We start from the raw sequence: 19148 nt of genomic DNA, 5'->3' as shown, positions 1-19148 counted from the left end.
TGTCCCCCAGAAGAATCAATAAACTTGCGTATCTAACGTAAAGCCTTCGATATTATCCTTCACGCGCTGCATGAACCGTCCGCAGATAACGCCATCCAAAATACGGTGATCCAGTGACAGACACAGATTCGCCATCGAACGAACCGCGATCATATCATTGATAACAACCGGGCGCTTCACAATCGACTCGAAGGTCAAAATCGCGGCTTGCGGATAATTGATAATCGGCTGTGTTAAGATCGAACCGAAGGAACCGGTATTGTTCACGGTAAAAGTTCCGCCTTGCATATCGTCCAATTTCAATTTGCCCGCACGAACCTTGGAAGCCAATTCATCGATTTCCCGGGCAAGGCCGGCGATGCTCTTCTGGTCGGCGTTTTTGATAACTGGCGTTAACACAGAATCCTCTGTACCTACGGCGAGAGACAGATTAATGTCCCGTTTGACGATAATCTTGTCGACTGCCCAGACGGAATTCATGATTGGATAGTCTTTGATCGCGCCAACAACGGCTTTAAGAACAAAAGCCAAATAAGTCAGGTTGATGCCTTCTTTTTGCTTGAATTCGTTCTTCAGCTTATTGCGAAGCTGTACAAGATTGGTCACGTCGACCTCAATCATCATCCAACCATGCGGAATCTCCGACACACTCTGACGCATCCGGGTGGCAATCGTGTTGCGGATCGGCGTTACATCAATTAAGTATTCTGAACGTCCGCCCTCTACTTCGATCGTCGGAATACGTGGTGTCTCGGTTAAGTGCAAGCCTGAATGACGTACAGGTTCTGAAGCTGGAGCTACAGGAATAATACCTGGCGTAGATACAGCTTGTACAGGCGCAGTCTGAGGCTGCGCTGCAGGCACCGATTGTACTGCCGCTGGAGTCGCAGTTGCCGGATTAGCGGAGCCCTGGTTCTCGATATAGTGTAATACATCCTTGCGTGTTATTCTGCCGCCTAATCCTGTGCCAGGCACCGCTTGAAGATTTATGCCATGTTCAGCCGCTAATGTCTGAACTGCAGGCGAGTATCTGGCACGCTGTGAATCTCCGCTCTCTACAGAAGCATCCATGGTAGCTTGTACAGATTCAGCCGCTTGTGGCGCACTCTCCGAAGACACAGCTTGTTCTGTCTCAATCCGACAGATTACCGTTCCTACGGCAATCTCCTCGCCTTCCTGCACGAGAATCTCGCCCATAATCCCGTCCATAGTTGACGGAATCTCAGCATTAACTTTATCGGTAATGACTTCGCAGATTGGTTCATACTGCTCTACAGGATCGCCCGGCTTCTTGAGCCATTTGCCGACCGTCGCCGATACGAGCGATTCTGCCAATTGCGGCATCATAATATCATTCATTACTTTCTTGAACATGCTCTCACTCCCATTTAGAGGTTGTTCAAAAAGTCCGCTCCTCAGACCCTAGCTTCAACCAACCTTCTTAGTGCTGAAAACCGGCCTTTTTGAACAGCATATTTAATATAGCGCTAATTGAAGCATGGCTTCTTTTAACTTGTCTTTGTTCAGCATGAAGAATTTCTCCATCGGCGGACTAATCGGCATCGCTGGCACGTCTGGCCCGCACAACCGCTGAATTGGAGCATCGAGATCATACAAGCATTCCTCAGCAATAATCGCTGATACTTCAGCCCCAATCCCACCAGTCTTGTTGTCCTCGTGAACGATCAGCACTTTACCGGTCTTCTTAACCGCAGCGATAATGGCTTCGCGATCCAACGGCTGAAGGGTGCGCAAATCAAGAATATGCGATGTGATACCTTGCTCAGCCTCCAATTCCTCCGCAGCCTGCATAGCGAAATGAAGTGGCAAACTATAGCTGATTACTGTAATGTCCTCGCCCTCTCTCAGCAGATTGGCTTTGCCGAGCGGAACCGTATAATCCTCTTCAGGAACGTCACCTTTAATGAGCTTGTAGCACTTCTTATTCTCGAAGAACAGCACTGGATCAGGGTCGCGGATGGCCGCCTTTAACAGCCCCTTCGCATCATACGCCGAATAAGGAGCTACGATCTTCAGTCCCGGCGTACCGAAGAAGATCGATTCCGGACATTGAGAATGGTACAAACCGCCGAAAATACCACCGCCAATTGGCGCGCGTACGACGAGCGGACAATCCCAGTCATTGTTGGAGCGATAACGAATCTTAGCAGCTTCACTAATAATCTGGTTCGTAGCTGGCAGCATGAAGTCGGAATATTGCATCTCGGCAATGGGTCTCATTCCGTACATCGCTGCTCCAATCGCTACACCCGCGATCGCAGATTCGGCCAGCGGCGTATCAATAACGCGCTCTTCACCGAACTGTTGCTGCAGTCCCTTCGTAGTCGTGAACACGCCGCCTTTGACGCCAACGTCTTCTCCCAACACAAATACTCGTTCATCGCGCTCCATCTCTTCCTTCATGGCCAGGCGAAGCGCATCAACATATTCCATTACCGGCATATTACTGTCCCTCCCCATCGTTCGCATATACATGCAGCAGCGTATCTTCCGGGTTCGGGAACGGAGCACTCTCGGCTTCATCAATTGCAATCTTAAGCTCGTGCTTGATTTCTTCCACTAGTGCTGCTTCCTGTTCCTCGCTCCATAAGCCGCATTCCATTAAATAAGACTTCATTCTTGGAATGCCGTCCTTCTTCCAGTTCTCCTCGATTTCCTCTTTGGTACGATAAGCCAGATCATTATCCGAAGTCGAGTGTGGAGAGAGTCTGTACATCATCGCTTCAATCAAGGTCGGTCCCTCGCCACGAACTGCTCGTTCGCGTGCTTCCTTCACAGCCTGGTATACTTCAAGGGCATCATTGCCATCAACACGAATCCCCGGGAACCCGTAGCCCAACGCACGATCAACCACTTTGCCGCCGAGCTGCTTCTGGATCGGTACTGAAATCGCATACTGGTTATTCTCACACAGAAAAATAACCGGCAGCTTCTGTACGCCAGCGAAGTTAAGCCCTTCATGAAAATCCCCCTGATTGCTGGATCCTTCGCCAAAAGTTACGTAAGAGACGATATCCTTCTTCTGCATTTTTGCCGACAATGCTACACCGACTGCATGCGGAACCTGTGTCGTTACAGGGCTGGATCCAGTCACGATACGCAGACGCTTGCTGCCGAAATGGCCTGGCATTTGCCGACCTCCGCTGTTTGGATCATCCGCTTTGGCGAAGGCCGACATCATTAATTCCTTCAGAGTCATTCCAACGGAAAGTACGAAACCGTAATCCCGGTAATACGGGAGAAAATAGTCGCGTTCACGGTCAAGTGCAAAAGCTGCAGCAATCTGAGTGCTCTCCTGACCAATACCAGAAACGTGAAAATTGATCTTGCCTGCTCGCTGGAGCAATAAGCAGCGCTCATCGAATTTACGAGCGAGCACCATATATTTATACATATCTACTACTGAGGTTTCTGATAATCCGAGCTGTTCATGTCTTGGCTTCGTTTGAACTGAACTTTTTGCGTTCATGGAGTTACCTCCTTCATATGGTTCCCGTATCTTATAACGTCTTATGTTGCCTAATCTTAAAACCTGGTACTAAGACTTGGGTTAACCTTATTATAAACCTTTTCCCTGTAAAAAGAAAACATTTAAAAGTACATGTTCAAAAAGGTCGGTTTTCAGCACCGAGAAGGTTGGATAAAGCTAGGGCCTGAGGAGCGGAGCGTACGTTTTGGGTACGTGAGCACCGGAAGGCACAGCTGAATTCAAGATTCGATGCCGACCCACTTCTTGATTCACTTCGGGATCAAAAGCGGACTTTTTGAGCAACCTCTTAAAAGTTAATATTCCGACCGTCTACAACCAGCGCGGCTTCCCCGACAATCTCGGAAAGCGAAGGATGAGCAAAGGCCACTTGTCCCAGTTCCCAAGGTGTGGCATCCAGCACTGCCGCCATAGCAGTCTGGTTAATCAACTCAGTAACATGATTCCCGATCATTTGAACACCAAGAATATCTTGGCTCTTCGCGTCGGTCACGATTTTTACAAAGCCCTCTTTGTCACCATGAACGAGCGCTTTGCCGATCACCGAGAATGGAGCTTTGCCAATCATAACTTCATGTCCCTTGGCTCTAGCTTCCTTCTCGCTTAGGCCAATAGATGCCACTTCTGGTCGACTGTATACGCAGCGTGGAACTTGGTTCTCGTCATAATGTAACTCTTCTTCGGCGATATGATGCACGGCAACCAAACCTTCATGACTGGCTGCATGAGCCAATTGCAGACCGCCAATGCAGTCGCCGATTGCATAAATATGTGGCTCCGTTGTCTGCATATGCTCATTGACGCGGATAAATCCGTTGCTCAACGCAATATCCGTATTTTCCAGGCCGATATTCTCTACATTAGCTTGTCTTCCGATCGAGATGAGCAGCTTGTCACCTTGTAATTCGATCGTCTGATCCCCTTGCTGGGCCGAGATATGTACTTGGCCGTCCATCACAGCATAGGTATCCGGCAATACCTTCACACCCGTCAGCACTTTGATTCCCCGCTTGTGCAAATGTTTCTGCAGCTCGCGGGCCACTTCTTCGTCTTCAGCTGGCAGCAATTGCCCCGCCGCTTCAACTACAGTAACGTTGACACCAAAATCTTGAAGCAAAGAAGCCCACTCGACGCCAATGACGCCGCCACCTACGATAATCATGGATTCAGGCAAATCCTCCAGCAGGAGCGCCTCATCACTGCTCAGAATACGCTCTCCATTAGGAACAAGCCCTGGCAGACTGCGCGGCCGCGATCCAGTCGCAATAATCAGATTGGCCGGAACGACCGTCTCCATCTCTCCGTCATTTAACTCAACCGCAACAGCTCCGCTCTTCGGTGAGAATATAGAAGGTCCTATCACCCGACCTTTCCCTTGGATGACGGTGATCTTATTCTTTTTCATCAAATACTGAACACCTTTATGCAATTGATCAACGATCGCCTGTTTCCGCTCCTGTACCTTCGGGAATACCAGTGACAAGCCGCTCGTCTCGATACCGTAGCTGGCGCTGTCCTTCATTTGCGCATACAGTTCCGCGCTGCGAAGCAACGCCTTACTAGGAATACAGCCACGGTGAAGGCATGTTCCCCCCAGCTTGTCCTGCTCAATAATTACAACCTCTTTACCCAGTTGTGCGGCACGAATCGCGGCAATATATCCGCCCGTCCCTCCACCAAGCACAGCTACGTCACATGTTATCGCCATAAATATATCTCCACCATTCTATTTTCGAATAATTACTTTTGCTATATTCTACATTTTACCTCGTTTTTGAATGATTACAAATGAGGCTTGTAAATAGACAGAATCCTAAGAAGAAGGTATGATTAGAATAATTCCAATTCATTACTGTTCGCGAAAGGAAAGGGATACATATACGATGAAGCTGATGATTTCTCGTTTTATTGCGATTGTTATTCTGGTTATTCCCGGCATCGCAGCTATGATCGGCTTTTTGAAAATCAAAGACGCTGTTTTCCTTTATTATTCCCAGCATGGCAATGATGCCTTGGCTGCTCCTACCTTCGACTGGCTTAATTTTATTGTCGGATTGTTACTATTTGCAGCTGGCATCAGCTTCTTGGCAGGCTGGATTTATTTTCGCGACCGCAAACGCGGCTACGGCAAGAGCCACAAGAAGAACGCCGTCACGGAATAACCCTTACTCGACTCACTTTGCGACCAAGACTAACAAAAAAACTCTCTCCCTGCCGTAATTTATGTACGTATTGGGAAAGAGTTTTTTATTGTCTTATAGATTTCAGCACCGAAGCCCCGGCCTTTTTGAACACAAACTTATAGATTGATTACTCATACAGAGCATCCTTCAATTTGGTAGACATCCTTGGGTTATGCTTGGCCGAGAGACGGAGAATCGTCTTCTTCAATCGCTTATTCTCCTCTTCCAACTGCTGCAGCTGATCTATTAATTCTCCAATCCACTGCTTGTTACTGTCCGACTCATTCATTTGGGCCAACATATCTCTATAATGTTCAAGCTTCGCTTGAATCTCCTTCGTCTCTTCCAACATCCTTCGTCCTCTCCATTACATCAAATATAGCTATTCATAAGCTGCCGACGAGATCTGACTTATTTATTGTAGCATAAGAGATAAAAGAGCGCTGAAAGATCATTTACAATTCCTACTTAGTCCCCAATAGTATTAGTCTCGCTTCCACTCATTCATCTGAATAGCGGCATGGATCCGCTGCAGCCATTTAATAATCTCGGCTATACCAATGAATAAGAAGCCCGCAGCTATTCCATAAATCCAATAAATGATCGCGTTCCATAAGCTGAGGCCTTCACTTAGACGACTGTCCATAATGCCTACAATCATCCCAATTACTAACGACAAAAAAATCATCACAATACCGAACACGAACAAAATCATCGAAACCATATTGCGGGGTTCATACTTATTTACATTCCTACGCATCTCATCAACTACGATAACGTCCAATTGCCCCTCTTCCCGTAATCTTTCAGCCTCTAATTCAGCCGACGACCTGACAATATATCGGATCTCCCTCTCGTTATTGGTCTCCCGATCCCTATACTTCACATAAAAAGCCACCAGCATCTCCCCTGTGTAATATTTCCATTTATCATATCATGCAGATCTTAAGAAAGTCATCCAATCACTAAAAATAAAAAAACGCCAAGCGCCACTTCCGGTCTCTTGACGTTATGTATTTCGGACACAGTTATCGATTTATGGACTCATCAGGTTAGTGGCACTACTCCCAAGTCCTCTTCTCATTAATCTCCATCTTCTTCTTGAAGGCTTGATCCAGATCAATCCCAAGCTTGTTAGCCAAGTCGAATATATTCCAGACGACATCGTACATCTCAAAGCCAAGATTCTCTTTCTTCTCTGCTGCAGGATCAAAGGATACCTCGAGAACTTCCTTGGACAGCTCTCCTACTTCCGTCATCAAATAGAGCATCCGCTGTTCGATACCACTCGTCTCAAAGCCCTTCTCCTTGCTATACTCTCTAACATACTGCTGAAACTGTGCTGTGTTCATATCCAGATCCCTACCTTTGCATAGAAAACAATGCATTATAAAGTATATGAGACAGTATAGAACGGTAGGATGGTCTTGGCAAGATGGGATTTATTTCGGCTATTTAAACTACCATTGCCTTTATTTGAGATTATTCATGCGCTTTCCATTTGCATTCTGTTATCTCCATCCCACTAAACACGGATTTAAAAGAAGAATCCCCAGGACTGCATGCATAAATCCCCAGCTGTATTTCCCCTCCACCTTCAAATAAATGAAAAATACGCATTTGTCTATATTCTACACCATCGTATGAATATTCGATGCAGAAATCACGCTCACGACGGCTAACTCTGTAAAACATACTTTTAATGTTGGCATCAATGTCTGTAGTAGCCCAATCTGAATATCCATTGTTCGTAACGACGCTTCCTAATCGTTGATACTCTTCGTTTTCGTATTCAATTGAAGCTTTGAACCAATTATCACTATCTTGATAGACAATTATACCGCATTGATCAAACTGTTTTTTAGTATCAAACTCTGTTCTGACAACAAAAGAGAAGTAGGGTTCAATTATCTTAAACAACAGGGCTGGAGCATTATCGTTTCTAAAACCATAGTATGTACGCTGCCAGAAGTCTGTGCCAGGGATAGTTTGAATGACAATTTCATCTTCTTGAATAGAATAACTCACCGGTTCATTTAACCAAAATAATTTGTTCGATTCGTACCTCATTAAATGTTCCTCCAAAACTTTTTTTAATTAAGATTTTTTCGTATTTTCCTTATCGTTATCTGTAATTTCCATCGGCATTCGACGATGACTTCAGATTACACCCCTTTTCAATTTGTGTACTATTTTAACGCATCCAAATGTTGTATGCAAAACAGCTTCAAGATGCAAGAAGGAGTGCCAGTAATTTGTTAGCTTTGGAAACTTCTCATTTCTTTTTCCAATAACACAAAAATACTGGAATTATTGATGCCGGTGTTTATGCAGCGAGTGCTGGCAGCAGCCGGATTAGTTGTTGCGGGGCACTATTCTAAACGCCGAAATGCCGCCATACAGTTTTTGCACAAAAAAATAGTGCCTACCTCTTAAGAGATGAGCACATAAGATTCCAAAAATATGCAATTCTGTACTATTATCAGTTCTTACGTAAAACTTGCTTAAGTTTAGCGGAATAACATGCGAATAGTTTGTCGGAACGATCGTTCAACATCCGATAAATTTTCGAGGAACACTCGTTCTACCCAGCGCAATTTCCTCGCATCACTACTGCTTTCACGACACCTTATGCTCAATCCGCAGCTTGTCAGCAACCATCGCGATGAACTCCGAGTTAGTAGGTTTCGATTTGCTGATGTTAACGGTGTACCCGAACAGGTGGCTAATCGAGTCAAGATTGCCTCGTGTCCAGGCGACTTCGATCGCATGGCGAATGGCACGTTCGACGCGAGAAGGTGTCGTCTTGAATTTCTCAGCGATAGCTGGATAGAGGGTCTTCGTAATTGCCCCCAAGATTTCAATGTTATTGTAGACCATTGTAATTGCCTCGCGCAGATACTGATAACCTTTAATATGCGCGGGTACCCCGATTTCATGTATGATAGTTGTTATATTCGCGTCCAAGTTTTTGCCTTTGCCAATTGGAACAACATTCGATTTACTAAAGGATGAGGATGGCGTAGTCCCCGTAGTTACCGTCGATACGCCCACCAATTGACGAATGCGATTAACGAGAACCTCCATATCGAAGGGCTTGAGGATGTAATATGATGCTCCAAGCTGTACAGCACGCTGCGTAATGTTCTCCTGACCAAAAGCGGTCAACATAATAATTTTGGGCTGCGGGGTCAAATTCATTTCGCGTAACCGTTCCAATACGCCCAGACCATCCAGATGCGGCATGATAATATCCAGAATTAACACGTCTGGAATTTTAGAAGCGTTGTCGATCATCTCCAGCACTTCTTCGCCATTATAAGCAATTCCCGAGACGATCATATCGTCCTGCTCCGAGATGTACTCTGCGAGCAAATTCGTAAATTCCCGATTATCATCCGCCAACAACACTTCAATTTTCTGCACTGACGACGTCCTCCTTAAGTACTTGAATAAATTGCTAACTTACTTTCTCTTCCAGATTAAGGATTCGACATGTGAAAGTAAATTCCTTCTGTCGAAAAATTTTTTTCTTTAATTTTTTATCTGTTTAAGATATAATAAATTATTTATTTACAGATTGCGATACCTTTTTATTAATTTCGACAAAGCTTAGCACAAACCCCCTCTCGCTAGCGACAAAATATTCACCGCCTTCAGAGCTGTATTATCCCGGTCCATTCAACATACTTCCCGCTAAACAAAAGATCCTAAGGCTTAACTAGCCTTAAGATCCTGGTAAGTCTGTTTATGCTTAAGAACTCCTGCATCCTGCAGCATCCACTCGATGAAGCAGCCATAGCCCGAACGAGGATCATTCACAAAGACATGAGTCACTGCACCGATTAGCTTACCATTCTGGATAATGGGGCTGCCGCTCATTCCTTGAACAATTCCTCCAGTCTTCTCAATCAGGCGCGAATCCGTAATACGCAGAACCAATCCTTTGGTCTCCGGAGCATTCTGTCGGGATACATGGATGATTTCAACTTTAAATCTCTCCACCCTTTGTCCTTCAACAACGGTTAAAATTTCTGCTGGGCCTTCCTTCACTTCTTCAGCAAAGGCAACAGGAATTCCGTCTTTATATACACTATGTTCAGGATTCTCGGCCATTTTACCGAAGATGCCGAATGGAGTATTCCGTTCAATTGTTCCGAGAGTTCTTCCTTCTTTGATAAAATGTGCTCGCTTCTCGCCAGGTTCCCCACTCTCACTCTTGGAAATTGATGTTACGCTGGATTGCAAAATTTGCCCGCTGCCTACGATGATCGGTGTCTGGGTGTTCATATCCGTAATGATATGCCCCAAAGCTCCATATACCCCATGTTTAGGCGCATAGAAGGTTAACGTTCCAACACCTGCAGCCGAATCGCGGATATAAAGACCAATTCTCCAGGAACGATCCTGATTGTCAAAAGCGGGAGTAAGCAATGTCGTATAAGTTTTTCCGCCACGCTTGTAAGTAACTTTGATCGGTTGGTTCTTCTTGCCCGCTTGATCTGCAATAATAGCAACATCTTTGACATCCTTTAATTCGACGCCATTTAAATGGGTGATTAAATCTCCTGTCTTCAGTCCAGCCACTTCTCCAGGGGATAACTTGTCATTGTTAGTCGCCACCTGATGATGACCTACGACGAGGATGCCTGCGGATTTTACTTTAACTCCGATCGTCTGCCCTCCGGGGATGACCTTCAAGTCTGGAATTACATTGACTTTCACGGTCTTGAGAGGAATTTGTCCAAATAATTTCATGCGGATATTCGCTTCACCGCTACCCACAGTATCCAGCTTGAGCGGTTCGCCTAGGGAGACTGTCATGGTTGGAACTGCCTGCCCATTCAGTGTAAGTACATCAGGCCGATCAACGCTAACAGATGCCTGCACGGGCAAAGCTAAGTGTAGCTGTGTGCCCTGCCCCTGGAACAATCGCAGCTCATCCGGCAAATTGAAGGATTGTCCATTTACCGCGGTTGAACCGAGAAAACATAAGAAAAAAGCAAATAAAAGACCGAGTAATCTCTTGGTTAGGTTCGGGTTCAATGGCTGTCACACTCCCTTTAGCTTCTTCGCTTGACGAAAAGGTGGTCGCCAATTGCGTACCTATAAGATACCCTGGGGCAGGTCTTTTATTACTGTCAATCATTGTTCCGGCCTCAAATTGAATCCTTTTGGGCCGCAGCCAGCTTAAGCATTTCCTGAGCATGATGCTGCGTCTTCTCAGTAATCTCGACACCTCCAAGCATACGGGCCAATTCATTCACGCGCCCTTCTTCGCTGAGTTCCTCGATCTGAGTCATTGTCCGCCCATCCGCTACGATCTTCTCGATTAAATATTGCTGATCTGCCATACACGCCACCTGTGGTAAGTGGGTAATGGAGAAGACCTGGCATGTTCTCGATAGCCGGAACAGCTTCTCGGCGATCGATTGAGCGGCACGTCCGCTAACACCTGTATCCACTTCATCAAATATAAGTACAGGAACATTGTCATGACGAGCGAAGATACTCTTCATTGCAAGCATAATCCGTGATAATTCCCCACCGGAAGCAATCTTGCTCAAAGGACGCAATGGTTCGCCCGGATTCGGCGATATGAGAAACTCGGCAACATCGATACCATGACGACCAGGACGGATCTTCCTTCCCATCCAATCCACGCCCTGAGCATCCTCATTCCAATCCAGCTTCACCTTTAATGAAGTCCGCTCCATCTGCAATTCCTTAAGTTCAATCTCGATCTGAGCAGCAAGCTCCTCCGCCTTTTGGCGGCGTACACTACTCAACTGCTCAGCCTCTTCAAGCAACTGTTCAAGTAGCTCTTCACGTTTGGCCTCGAGCTTGTCCAGCAATTCGTCCTTATTCTCCAGGGTCTCTGTCTCTCGGAGAATCTTATTATAATAAGCCAGAATATCCTCGGCATTGTCACCATACTTGCGCTTCAGGGAAGACAGCAGATCAAGCCGATCTTCCACTTCCTCCAGACGCTCCGGATTAAATTCTATATTATCCCTGTAATTACGCAGACTATAGGAGGCATCCTCAAGCTGATAGTAAGCACTTTGCAGTTGCTCCAGCATAGGACCGATTCCGCGTTGATCGAAGCCAGCAACGTCATTCAGTTTGGCTAGCGCTTTCGCAACTGCTTCCAATCCTTGTGACCCATAGAGCTGATCATAAGCCAGGGATACGGAGTCCATCATTTTCTCACTATGGGATAGCTTGTTCTTTTCCTCCAGTAATAATTCATCTTCACCAACTTTTAATCCAGCAGCAGCAATCTCTTCAATCTGAAAACGATACAGATCGAGCATTTGTAGAGCTTGCTGACTAGTATTGCGAAGATCATTATATTCCTTATTCACCTTGGCGTAGGCAGAATATGTATCCTGGTATTTCGCCTTAACGGGACGGATTGTCTCAGCACCGTAAGCGTCCAACAATCCGAGATGAAGCTCAGGCCGAAGCAATATTCCATGCTCATGTTGTCCATGTAAATTGATTAATTGCTCTCCGACTTCGCGCAGCATGGACAAATTGACAAGTTGACCATTAATACGTGCAGTACTTTTGCCCTGGGCGCTGATCTCACGACGAATGATCAACAGCTCCTCTGAACTTGCACTAATGCCGAAATCCGCAAGTGTGGTCCATACCGAATGCGCTGGCGGCAGATCAAAGGAAGCCTCCATCTCCGCCTTCTCACAGCCATAGCGAATTAAATCCGCAGATCCGCGACCTCCAGCAATAAGACCAAGGGCATCGATAATAATCGATTTACCTGCACCTGTCTCACCGGTAAGAACATGAAATCCGTAATGAAACTTGACGTCTACTGCCTCCACAACCGCCAAGTTCCGGATCGATAAATGGACTAACAACGGCAACAACCCCTTTCCCAATTAAAGCAATATCACGAATCAGGAAATGAAACCCATAATTTGGTCGATCACAAAATGGCTGTACGCTTCGTCCCGGCAGATCATCAGAATTGTATCGTCTCCGCAGATCGTTCCAAGAAGATCAGGCCATTCCATATTATCTAGCAGAACAGCAACAGAGTTAGCTGTACCCGGCAAACATTTGATGACTACCAGATTGCCTGTATGATCAATGCTTACGAAGCTATCGACCAGCGCACGCTGAAGCTTCTGGATCGGATTATAACGCTGGGCGGTCGGCAACGAATATTTATACCGTCCGTCATCCGTAGGAACCTTGATCAGCATCAATTCTTTGATATCACGGGATACCGTAGCCTGGGTCACCTGAAAGCCGGATTCCCTGAGCGCTTCGACCAATTCATCCTGTGTTTCAACTTCCCGATTTGAAATAATTTCTCTTATTTTAATATGTCTTTGACCTTTCATAACATCCTCCATGTTCATTCATTGGCTATTTCATCCTCTTCGGATTCTCCTGCTGTCAAGACGATCTCCCGGATGGTCTCCTGTTCTAGATCAATATACAACACGCCGGCGCAATCCGGGTACAGTAGCAGAAAGCTTAGAAAATCCTTGCGCATGCCGCTGCCTGTCCACTCGATGGGCAAGCGTTCCCGGGATATTCTAACAATATAGAATTCCCTATTCTTGACGACAATATAGTCGATAAACAGACGGCTGTGAAAAACTTGATCATCCACCTTGAAGGTTAATGGAACCTTCAGCTTGTCGCTAAGGACCTCATAGCCTGCCTGTTCCAGCATATTAACCGCCGGATGCTCCAGAATCTCTTCGTTCATCTCGAATCCAATGCCGGATCTTAATGTAAAGGGCTTACGTACCCAGGAACGAAAAGTCCGGTAAATCAAGAACAGAATAATTCCCGTAATCAGTAGCATCAATAAACCGTCAGAGTAATCTCCCATCCCGAAATCACCTCAGAGATTAATTCGACGAATGAAGGCCAGCTCCTGTCATGAAGGCAACATTTTATTCACCTCTTATTATAGGGAACATCTGTTCTATTTTCAATATTATCATTCGTTAATCCACAAAAAAATTAAAACCCGTCATTTCGACGGGTTCACACTGAATACTGCTCCAGCTTCCTCTACAACCTGACGGGCAAGCTTGGAGATCGCTTCCGGATTAGCCTCATGAGCTAAATCGTCAGTCAGGCACAGATGCGCCAAAAATTCAACATTCCCCTCCCCGCCAGTGATCGGCGAGTACGTCAGTCCCTGAAGCGCAAATCCAAGGCCAAGCGCCTCTTCAAGTACCTGCTCAAGCACTTCGATGTGGACCTTCGGGTCTCGAACGACACCGGACTTGCCCACCTTCTCACGCCCAGCTTCGAACTGTGGCTTAATCAGTGTGACGACATCAGCAGGACGTTGCAGCAGTTCAAGAAGCGGTGGAAGAATCATTTTGAGCGAAATAAAAGAGACGTCGATGCTGGCAAAGTTAGGGCTTGGACCATCCAGATCCTCAGGTGTCATATACCTGAAGTTGGTACGCTCCTTCACATTCACCCTCTCATCATTACGCAGCGACCAATCGAGCTGATTGTAGCCGACATCGATAGCATAGACATAGCTGGCTCCGTGCTGCAAGGCGCAGTCCGTGAATCCGCCTGTTGAAGACCCGATATCGAGCATGACACGCCCCTCCATATCAATCTGGAACCATTTCAGCGCCTTCTCCAGCTTCAAGCCGCCACGACCAACGTAAGGGTGAACAGCTCCCTTTACAGATAACGCAGTATCTCGTGGAATCTTCGTTCCCGCCTTCTCTAGCCGCTCTGTTCCGCTATATACTAACCCGGCCATAATGGCCGCTTTTGCTTTTTCCCTACTATCAAAATACCCCTGCTCTACAAGCAGGACATCTAATCTTTCTTTGGATACTGACATGTAATTCTCCTGACTGATACAAAATCATCTCTCGAGAGGTTTATTACCGGATAGAGCTTTGTCAACTATTGATTCGCTTTCTGAGTAAAAGCAAATTTCTGTCCGGCTCTATAGCTACGCACCTTCTCGACCAGCTTCTCAGCCGTCAGACCAACCTCTTGAAGCTGATCCTTTACACTGCCATGCTCGATGAAGCGGTCAGGGATGCCCATGAGGCTAATATCCAGTCCGGCGATTCCCTGCTTAGCGTAGAACTCCAGTACAGCGCCGCCCAGACTTCCTGCATCGCAGGCTTCCTCCATCACGATCATCTGTCTATTGTACTTCGCCAATTGCAGCAGCATGGTCTCATCGAGCGGCTTAATAAAGCGCGCGTTGACGATATTCAAATAAATGCCGTCACGCTTCAATGTGTTCGCCGCTTCCTCAGCGATTTGAATCATCGGGCCAACGGCAATCACGATCGGCCCATCTCCTTCACGCACGGTCTCCCATGTTCCAATTGGAATCGGCGTCAATACCTCATCGAGCTGTACGCCCGGGACACTGCTTCGCGGATAACGGTAAGCAATAGGCCCGTCGTTATATTCAAGCGCCGTCTTCATCATATGACGCAGTTCATTCTCATCCTTCGGCATCATCAATACGATATTTGGCACATGCCGCAAAAATGCGATGTCAAATACGCCTTGATGCGTCTCGCCATCTGCCCCGACAAAGCCTGCCCGGTCAATCGCGAACATAACGTTAGCGTTATGGCGACAAATATCGTGGACAATCTGGTCATACGCCCGCTGCATAAACGTCGAATAGACAGCATATACAGGTTTCATGCCTTCCATGGCAAGGGCCGCACACATCGTGGCCGCATGCTGCTCAGCTATGCCGACATCAATCATTCGGTCCGGGAACCGCTCGGCAAATTTGAGTAATCCCGAGCCGCCTGGCATTGCTGGAGTGACGGCAACAATCCGCTCATCCTGTTCACCCAGTTCAATCAGAGTCTGACCAAAGACATCGGTATAAGTCGGATTCCCCACCGCTTTCAGTAGTTGGCCGGACTCAATTTTGTATGGGCTAATTCCATGCCATTTGATCGAGTCCTTTTCTGCTGGAGAATAGCCTTTGCCCTTAGTCGTCAAGACATGGACAAGCACAGGACCTTTTACATTATTAGACTGGGTAAATGCCTCAATCAAACCTTCAACATCATGACCGTCCACAGGTCCTAAATATTTAAATCCGAGCTCTTCGAACAGAATGCCCGACAACATCATATATTTCAGACTGTCCTTAAACTTCTCCACCGTCTTGGCTAATTTGCCGCCAATGGCAGGAATCTTCTTAAGCAGCTGCTCAACTTCATCTTTGGCCCGCAAGTAATTACGGTCCGAGCGAATTTTCGTTAAATAATTATGAACCGCACCGACATTCGGAGCGATCGACATCTCGTTATCATTTAAAATAACCATCATGTCTTTCTTCTCATGACCGATATGGTTCAATGCTTCAAAAGCCATCCCCCCGGTCAGAGCACCGTCGCCGATAATGGCTACGACCTTATTGTCCTCGCCTTTGAGATCACGGGCTAGCGCCATGCCCATGGCAGCAGATAACGAAGTACTGCTATGCCCGGCTTCCCATACGTCATGCTCACTTTCATTGCGCTTAACGAAGCCGCATAAGCCGTTGTGTTGACGCAGACTGTCGAATCGATCCATCCGGCCGGTCAATATTTTATGCACATATGCCTGATGGCCAACGTCAAATATAAATTTATCTTGTGGACTGTTATAGCAATAATGAAGAGCAATCGTCAACTCAACCACACCCAAATTGGATGCTAGATGTCCGCCGGTCACCGACAATTTCTCGATCAGAAATTTCCGTACCTCTTCGGCGAGAGTCGGCAGTTGATCGACAGATAATTTCTTCAGATCGCACGGATCATTTATTTGCGAAAGCAGCATTATTTTTCCCCGCTTCCTAAACTGGATTTCTCATTGTTGATAATAGTCTACATTATACCATACGAATCACAAATTCATGAAATTATCCTGCAATTTAGTGATCTCTGCGCAGCAAATAATCGGCAATCTGTAGTAATCTGTCAGGTTCGACGATCAATCCTGCCGACACGATTTGCTTGGCTTCGGCCGTAAGCCTCTCCATTTCAGCTCTCGATTCATCCAGTCCGATAAAATAAGGATAGGTTACCTTCTGCTGCTTCACATCGCTCTGAGTCTTCTTGCCCAGCTTGCTCTCATCCCCGACCAGATCAAGAATGTCATCCTGGATTTGAAAAGCAAGCCCTATATTCCGCCCATAGGTTTCGAGCGCTTCAAGTTGCGCTGCCGAGGCTCCGGCAATTCTTCCGCCAGCCTTGAGACAGAATACGATCAAATCTCCAGTTTTATGCTTATGAATATATTGAAGCTGTTCCAGGCTGGTTATCCCCTGTTCACCTTCCATATCCGCAGCTTGTCCCCCAACCATACCGACCGGACCAGAGAATTGCGACAGTTCCTCTACGATAGAGAGCACGGCTTCTGCCGGAACTCCATGCTTGCGATGCGCTTCAACAACGCTGTAGAAAGCATGGGTCAGCAGCCCATCTCCGCCGAGAATCGCCATGGCTTCTCCAAATACTTTATGATTCGTCGGCTTGCCGCGCCGAAAATCATCATCATCCATCGCCGGCAAGTCGTCATGGATAAGCGAATAGGTATGTACCATTTCTACAGCACAGGCCACAGGCAAAGCAGCCTCGCGGCTGCCGCCTAGTGATTCCGCCGCAGCGATCACAAGCAACGGACGAAGGCGTTTGCCTCCCGCCATTAAGGAATATTGCATCGACTCCTGCAGGTTAACGGGAATCTCCCACTCTGCGGGGAAGATGGTGCGCAGACGAGAAGTGACCAGGCCGGAAATCTCTTCGATATAATGTGCAATCAATGTATTATCCAAGCGTCTCGCTCTCCTCTGTCTGCGGAATGAACGGCTGCTTTCGGATCTCGCCGTCCTCCTCCACAATCATCTCGATTTTGCGCTCTACCTGTGTCAGTTTCTGGCTACACAGCTGCGAGAGCTGCATCCCTTGCTGGAACAGATCGATTGCTTTCTCCAGCGGAACATCGCCATGCTCCAGTTGATTCACGATTGTCTCTAATTGATTCATCGCTTCCTCGAAGCTCATTTCCTGTTTATCTGCCATGATTGTTCTCATCTCCTTCCCGTCTCATGCCCCAAACCTGACAATCCAACTCGCCATCCGTAACTTTGACCTTGACCATATCCCCTGGTTCAACATCATTTAATGATTTGATTAACGATTTATGCTGTTCATCATAGACGAGGCTATAGCCCCGTGCCATGACCTTAAGCGGACTTAGGGCATCCAGCTGACGTATGCTGGAATGCAGCCGCTGCGAGTTCTCCTTAAGCATTCCTGTCATGGCCTGCGTAAGCTGACGCTCCATCTCGCTCTGCCTGCGCTTCGCATAGAGCAGTGTCTCCTGCGGGTGATAACGCAGGAGACGTGCGCTCAGGCGGTCATGCGAGCTGACCGCCAGCTCCCTGCGGGCCGACGCGCGCGCCTTGAGGCGCGTCGTCAACATGTCCAGCCGCTCCGCGTGCTGGAACAGACTGCGGCGCGGCTGCAGCAGCGCCGGCGAATTGGCCAGGCGGCGCAAGCTCTCGCGCGCCTGGGCCAGCTGGTGCTGCAGGCTGCGCTGCAGCACGCGCTCGCACCCGCCGAGCTGAGCTTTCAGCTCGGCCCGGTGCGGCACGGCGAGCTCTGCCGCCGCGGTGGGCGTAGCCGCTCGTAGGTCGCTGACGAAGTCGGCGATCGTGAAATCCGTCTCATGGCCTACGGCCGATATGACCGGGATTTCCGACTGATAGATCGCCCGCGCGACCTGCTCTTCGTTGAACGCCCACAGCTCCTCAAGCGAGCCGCCGCCCCGGCCGACGATCAAGACGTCGGCCTCTCCCATCCGGTTCAGCGTTCGAATCGCTTTCACAATGGAAGGCGCCGCCGCCTTGCCCTGCACATGCACCGGGTACAATACAACCGCTGCCTGTGGATAGCGGCGCGCCAGCGTCGTTATAATATCCCGCACCGCCGCTCCCGTTGGAGAAGTGATCACACCGATCACACGAGGATAGCGCGGAATCGGCCGCTTTCGTTCCGGTGCGAACAGTCCTTCCGCCTCCAGCTTGCCTTTCAGCTGTTCAAAAGCCAGATACAGACTGCCGATTCCATCAGGCTGCATATGTGTCGCATAAAACTGATACTGCCCGTCCCGTTCATAGACAGAGACGTTGCCGCGGGCGATCACGCGAGCACCCTCTTTCGGAATAAATGGCAAACGCTGATTATGGGAAGCGAACATAATCGTCTTAATCCGACTGTCCTTATCCTTCAGAGTAAAATACATATGTCCGCTGGAATGATGAGTAAAATTCGATATTTCCCCGCGAATCCACACGTCCTGCAGTAAGGAGTCCGATTCCAGCTTCATACGAATATAACGATTCAATTCCTTTATCGATAAAACACGCTGCTCCATGGGGCCTCCCCCTTTCCAGCCATCCC

General features: G+C 47.5%; 19 protein-coding genes. 1 reads left to right on the top strand and 18 read right to left on the bottom strand.

Annotation, left to right across the window (positions count from 1 at the left end; all coding sequences use genetic code 11):
• Positions 1 to 15 precede the first annotated feature (15 nt).
• The 4 genes from ABD014_RS18300 to lpdA all read right to left on the bottom strand — a co-directional run bounded on the left by ABD014_RS18300 (position 16) and on the right by lpdA (position 5216).
• Positions 16 to 1374: a dihydrolipoamide acetyltransferase family protein gene (locus tag ABD014_RS18300; protein WP_343863431.1), complete on the bottom strand. Its 1359-nt coding sequence runs from the start codon at positions 1372 to 1374 to the stop codon at positions 16 to 18.
• Positions 1375 to 1476: 102 nt separating this feature from the next.
• Positions 1477 to 2463 (bottom strand): alpha-ketoacid dehydrogenase subunit beta, encoded by a 987-nt coding sequence (locus ABD014_RS18295; RefSeq protein WP_343863429.1) that lies wholly within the window; start codon positions 2461 to 2463, stop codon positions 1477 to 1479.
• A 1-nt stretch (position 2464) separates the two neighbouring features.
• Positions 2465 to 3490: a thiamine pyrophosphate-dependent dehydrogenase E1 component subunit alpha gene (locus ABD014_RS18290; RefSeq protein WP_343863427.1), complete on the bottom strand. Its 1026-nt coding sequence runs from the start codon at positions 3488 to 3490 to the stop codon at positions 2465 to 2467.
• A 307-nt stretch (positions 3491 to 3797) separates the two neighbouring features.
• Positions 3798 to 5216 carry a dihydrolipoyl dehydrogenase gene (lpdA, locus tag ABD014_RS18285; RefSeq protein ID WP_343863425.1) on the bottom strand — a complete coding sequence of 473 codons (1419 nt, stop codon included), beginning with the start codon at positions 5214 to 5216 and terminating at the stop codon, positions 3798 to 3800.
• A gap of 175 nt (positions 5217 to 5391) precedes the next feature.
• Here lpdA and ABD014_RS18280 point away from each other — a divergent pair, with 175 nt between their 5' ends.
• Entirely contained in the window at positions 5392 to 5670 is a 279-nt protein-coding gene (locus ABD014_RS18280; protein WP_343863423.1) for a DUF2627 domain-containing protein, read from the top strand.
• Between the two features lie 148 nt (positions 5671 to 5818).
• Here ABD014_RS18280 and ABD014_RS18275 read toward each other — a convergent pair whose 3' ends face one another.
• The 14 genes from ABD014_RS18275 to xseA all read right to left on the bottom strand — a co-directional run bounded on the left by ABD014_RS18275 (position 5819) and on the right by xseA (position 19122).
• Positions 5819 to 6043: a hypothetical protein gene (locus tag ABD014_RS18275; RefSeq protein WP_343863422.1), complete on the bottom strand. Its 225-nt coding sequence runs from the start codon at positions 6041 to 6043 to the stop codon at positions 5819 to 5821.
• Positions 6044 to 6175: 132 nt separating this feature from the next.
• Positions 6176 to 6589 carry a hypothetical protein gene (locus tag ABD014_RS18270; protein ID WP_343863420.1) on the bottom strand — a complete coding sequence of 138 codons (414 nt, stop codon included), beginning with the start codon at positions 6587 to 6589 and terminating at the stop codon, positions 6176 to 6178.
• Between the two features lie 163 nt (positions 6590 to 6752).
• On the bottom strand, positions 6753 to 7043 hold the full coding sequence (locus tag ABD014_RS18265; RefSeq protein WP_343863418.1) for a MazG nucleotide pyrophosphohydrolase domain-containing protein: 291 nt from the start codon (positions 7041 to 7043) through the stop codon (positions 6753 to 6755).
• 130 nt (positions 7044 to 7173) lie between these two features.
• On the bottom strand, positions 7174 to 7761 hold the full coding sequence (locus tag ABD014_RS18260) for a DUF1349 domain-containing protein (protein WP_343863416.1): 588 nt from the start codon (positions 7759 to 7761) through the stop codon (positions 7174 to 7176).
• Positions 7762 to 8310: 549 nt separating this feature from the next.
• A complete protein-coding gene (gene spo0A, locus ABD014_RS18255) occupies positions 8311 to 9117 on the bottom strand; it encodes a sporulation transcription factor Spo0A (protein ID WP_126997695.1) in 807 nt (268 codons plus the stop codon).
• A gap of 291 nt (positions 9118 to 9408) precedes the next feature.
• Positions 9409 to 10737, bottom strand: coding sequence for a SpoIVB peptidase (gene spoIVB, locus ABD014_RS18250; protein ID WP_343863413.1), 1329 nt, complete (start codon positions 10735 to 10737; stop codon positions 9409 to 9411).
• Positions 10738 to 10850: 113 nt separating this feature from the next.
• Complete coding sequence (recN, locus tag ABD014_RS18245) at positions 10851 to 12575, bottom strand: DNA repair protein RecN (protein ID WP_343863411.1); 1725 nt, start codon at positions 12573 to 12575, stop codon at positions 10851 to 10853.
• 39 nt (positions 12576 to 12614) lie between these two features.
• Positions 12615 to 13064: a transcriptional regulator AhrC/ArgR gene (ahrC, locus tag ABD014_RS18240; RefSeq protein WP_068781838.1), complete on the bottom strand. Its 450-nt coding sequence runs from the start codon at positions 13062 to 13064 to the stop codon at positions 12615 to 12617.
• Positions 13065 to 13078: 14 nt separating this feature from the next.
• Positions 13079 to 13564: a hypothetical protein gene (locus ABD014_RS18235; RefSeq protein ID WP_343863409.1), complete on the bottom strand. Its 486-nt coding sequence runs from the start codon at positions 13562 to 13564 to the stop codon at positions 13079 to 13081.
• Positions 13565 to 13708: 144 nt separating this feature from the next.
• Entirely contained in the window at positions 13709 to 14551 is an 843-nt protein-coding gene (locus tag ABD014_RS18230) for a TlyA family RNA methyltransferase (RefSeq protein ID WP_343863407.1), read from the bottom strand.
• Positions 14552 to 14616: 65 nt separating this feature from the next.
• A complete protein-coding gene (gene dxs, locus ABD014_RS18225) occupies positions 14617 to 16521 on the bottom strand; it encodes a 1-deoxy-D-xylulose-5-phosphate synthase (RefSeq protein WP_343863405.1) in 1905 nt (634 codons plus the stop codon).
• A 94-nt stretch (positions 16522 to 16615) separates the two neighbouring features.
• Entirely contained in the window at positions 16616 to 17518 is a 903-nt protein-coding gene (locus ABD014_RS18220) for a polyprenyl synthetase family protein (RefSeq protein ID WP_379340907.1), read from the bottom strand.
• Positions 17511 to 17765, bottom strand: coding sequence for an exodeoxyribonuclease VII small subunit (gene xseB, locus ABD014_RS18215; protein WP_343863403.1), 255 nt, complete (start codon positions 17763 to 17765; stop codon positions 17511 to 17513). Before xseB ends, ABD014_RS18220 begins: the two co-directional genes overlap by 8 nt.
• Entirely contained in the window at positions 17755 to 19122 is a 1368-nt protein-coding gene (gene xseA / locus ABD014_RS18210; protein ID WP_343863401.1) for an exodeoxyribonuclease VII large subunit, read from the bottom strand. Before xseA ends, xseB begins: the two co-directional genes overlap by 11 nt.
• Positions 19123 to 19148: the final 26 nt, after the last annotated feature.

The organism is Paenibacillus motobuensis (genome assembly GCF_039521865.1).
Taxonomy (GTDB): domain Bacteria; phylum Bacillota; class Bacilli; order Paenibacillales; family Paenibacillaceae; genus Fontibacillus; species Fontibacillus motobuensis.
Note: the sequence above shows the minus strand (reverse complement) of the source record. Positions and strands in the feature narration are given on the sequence as shown.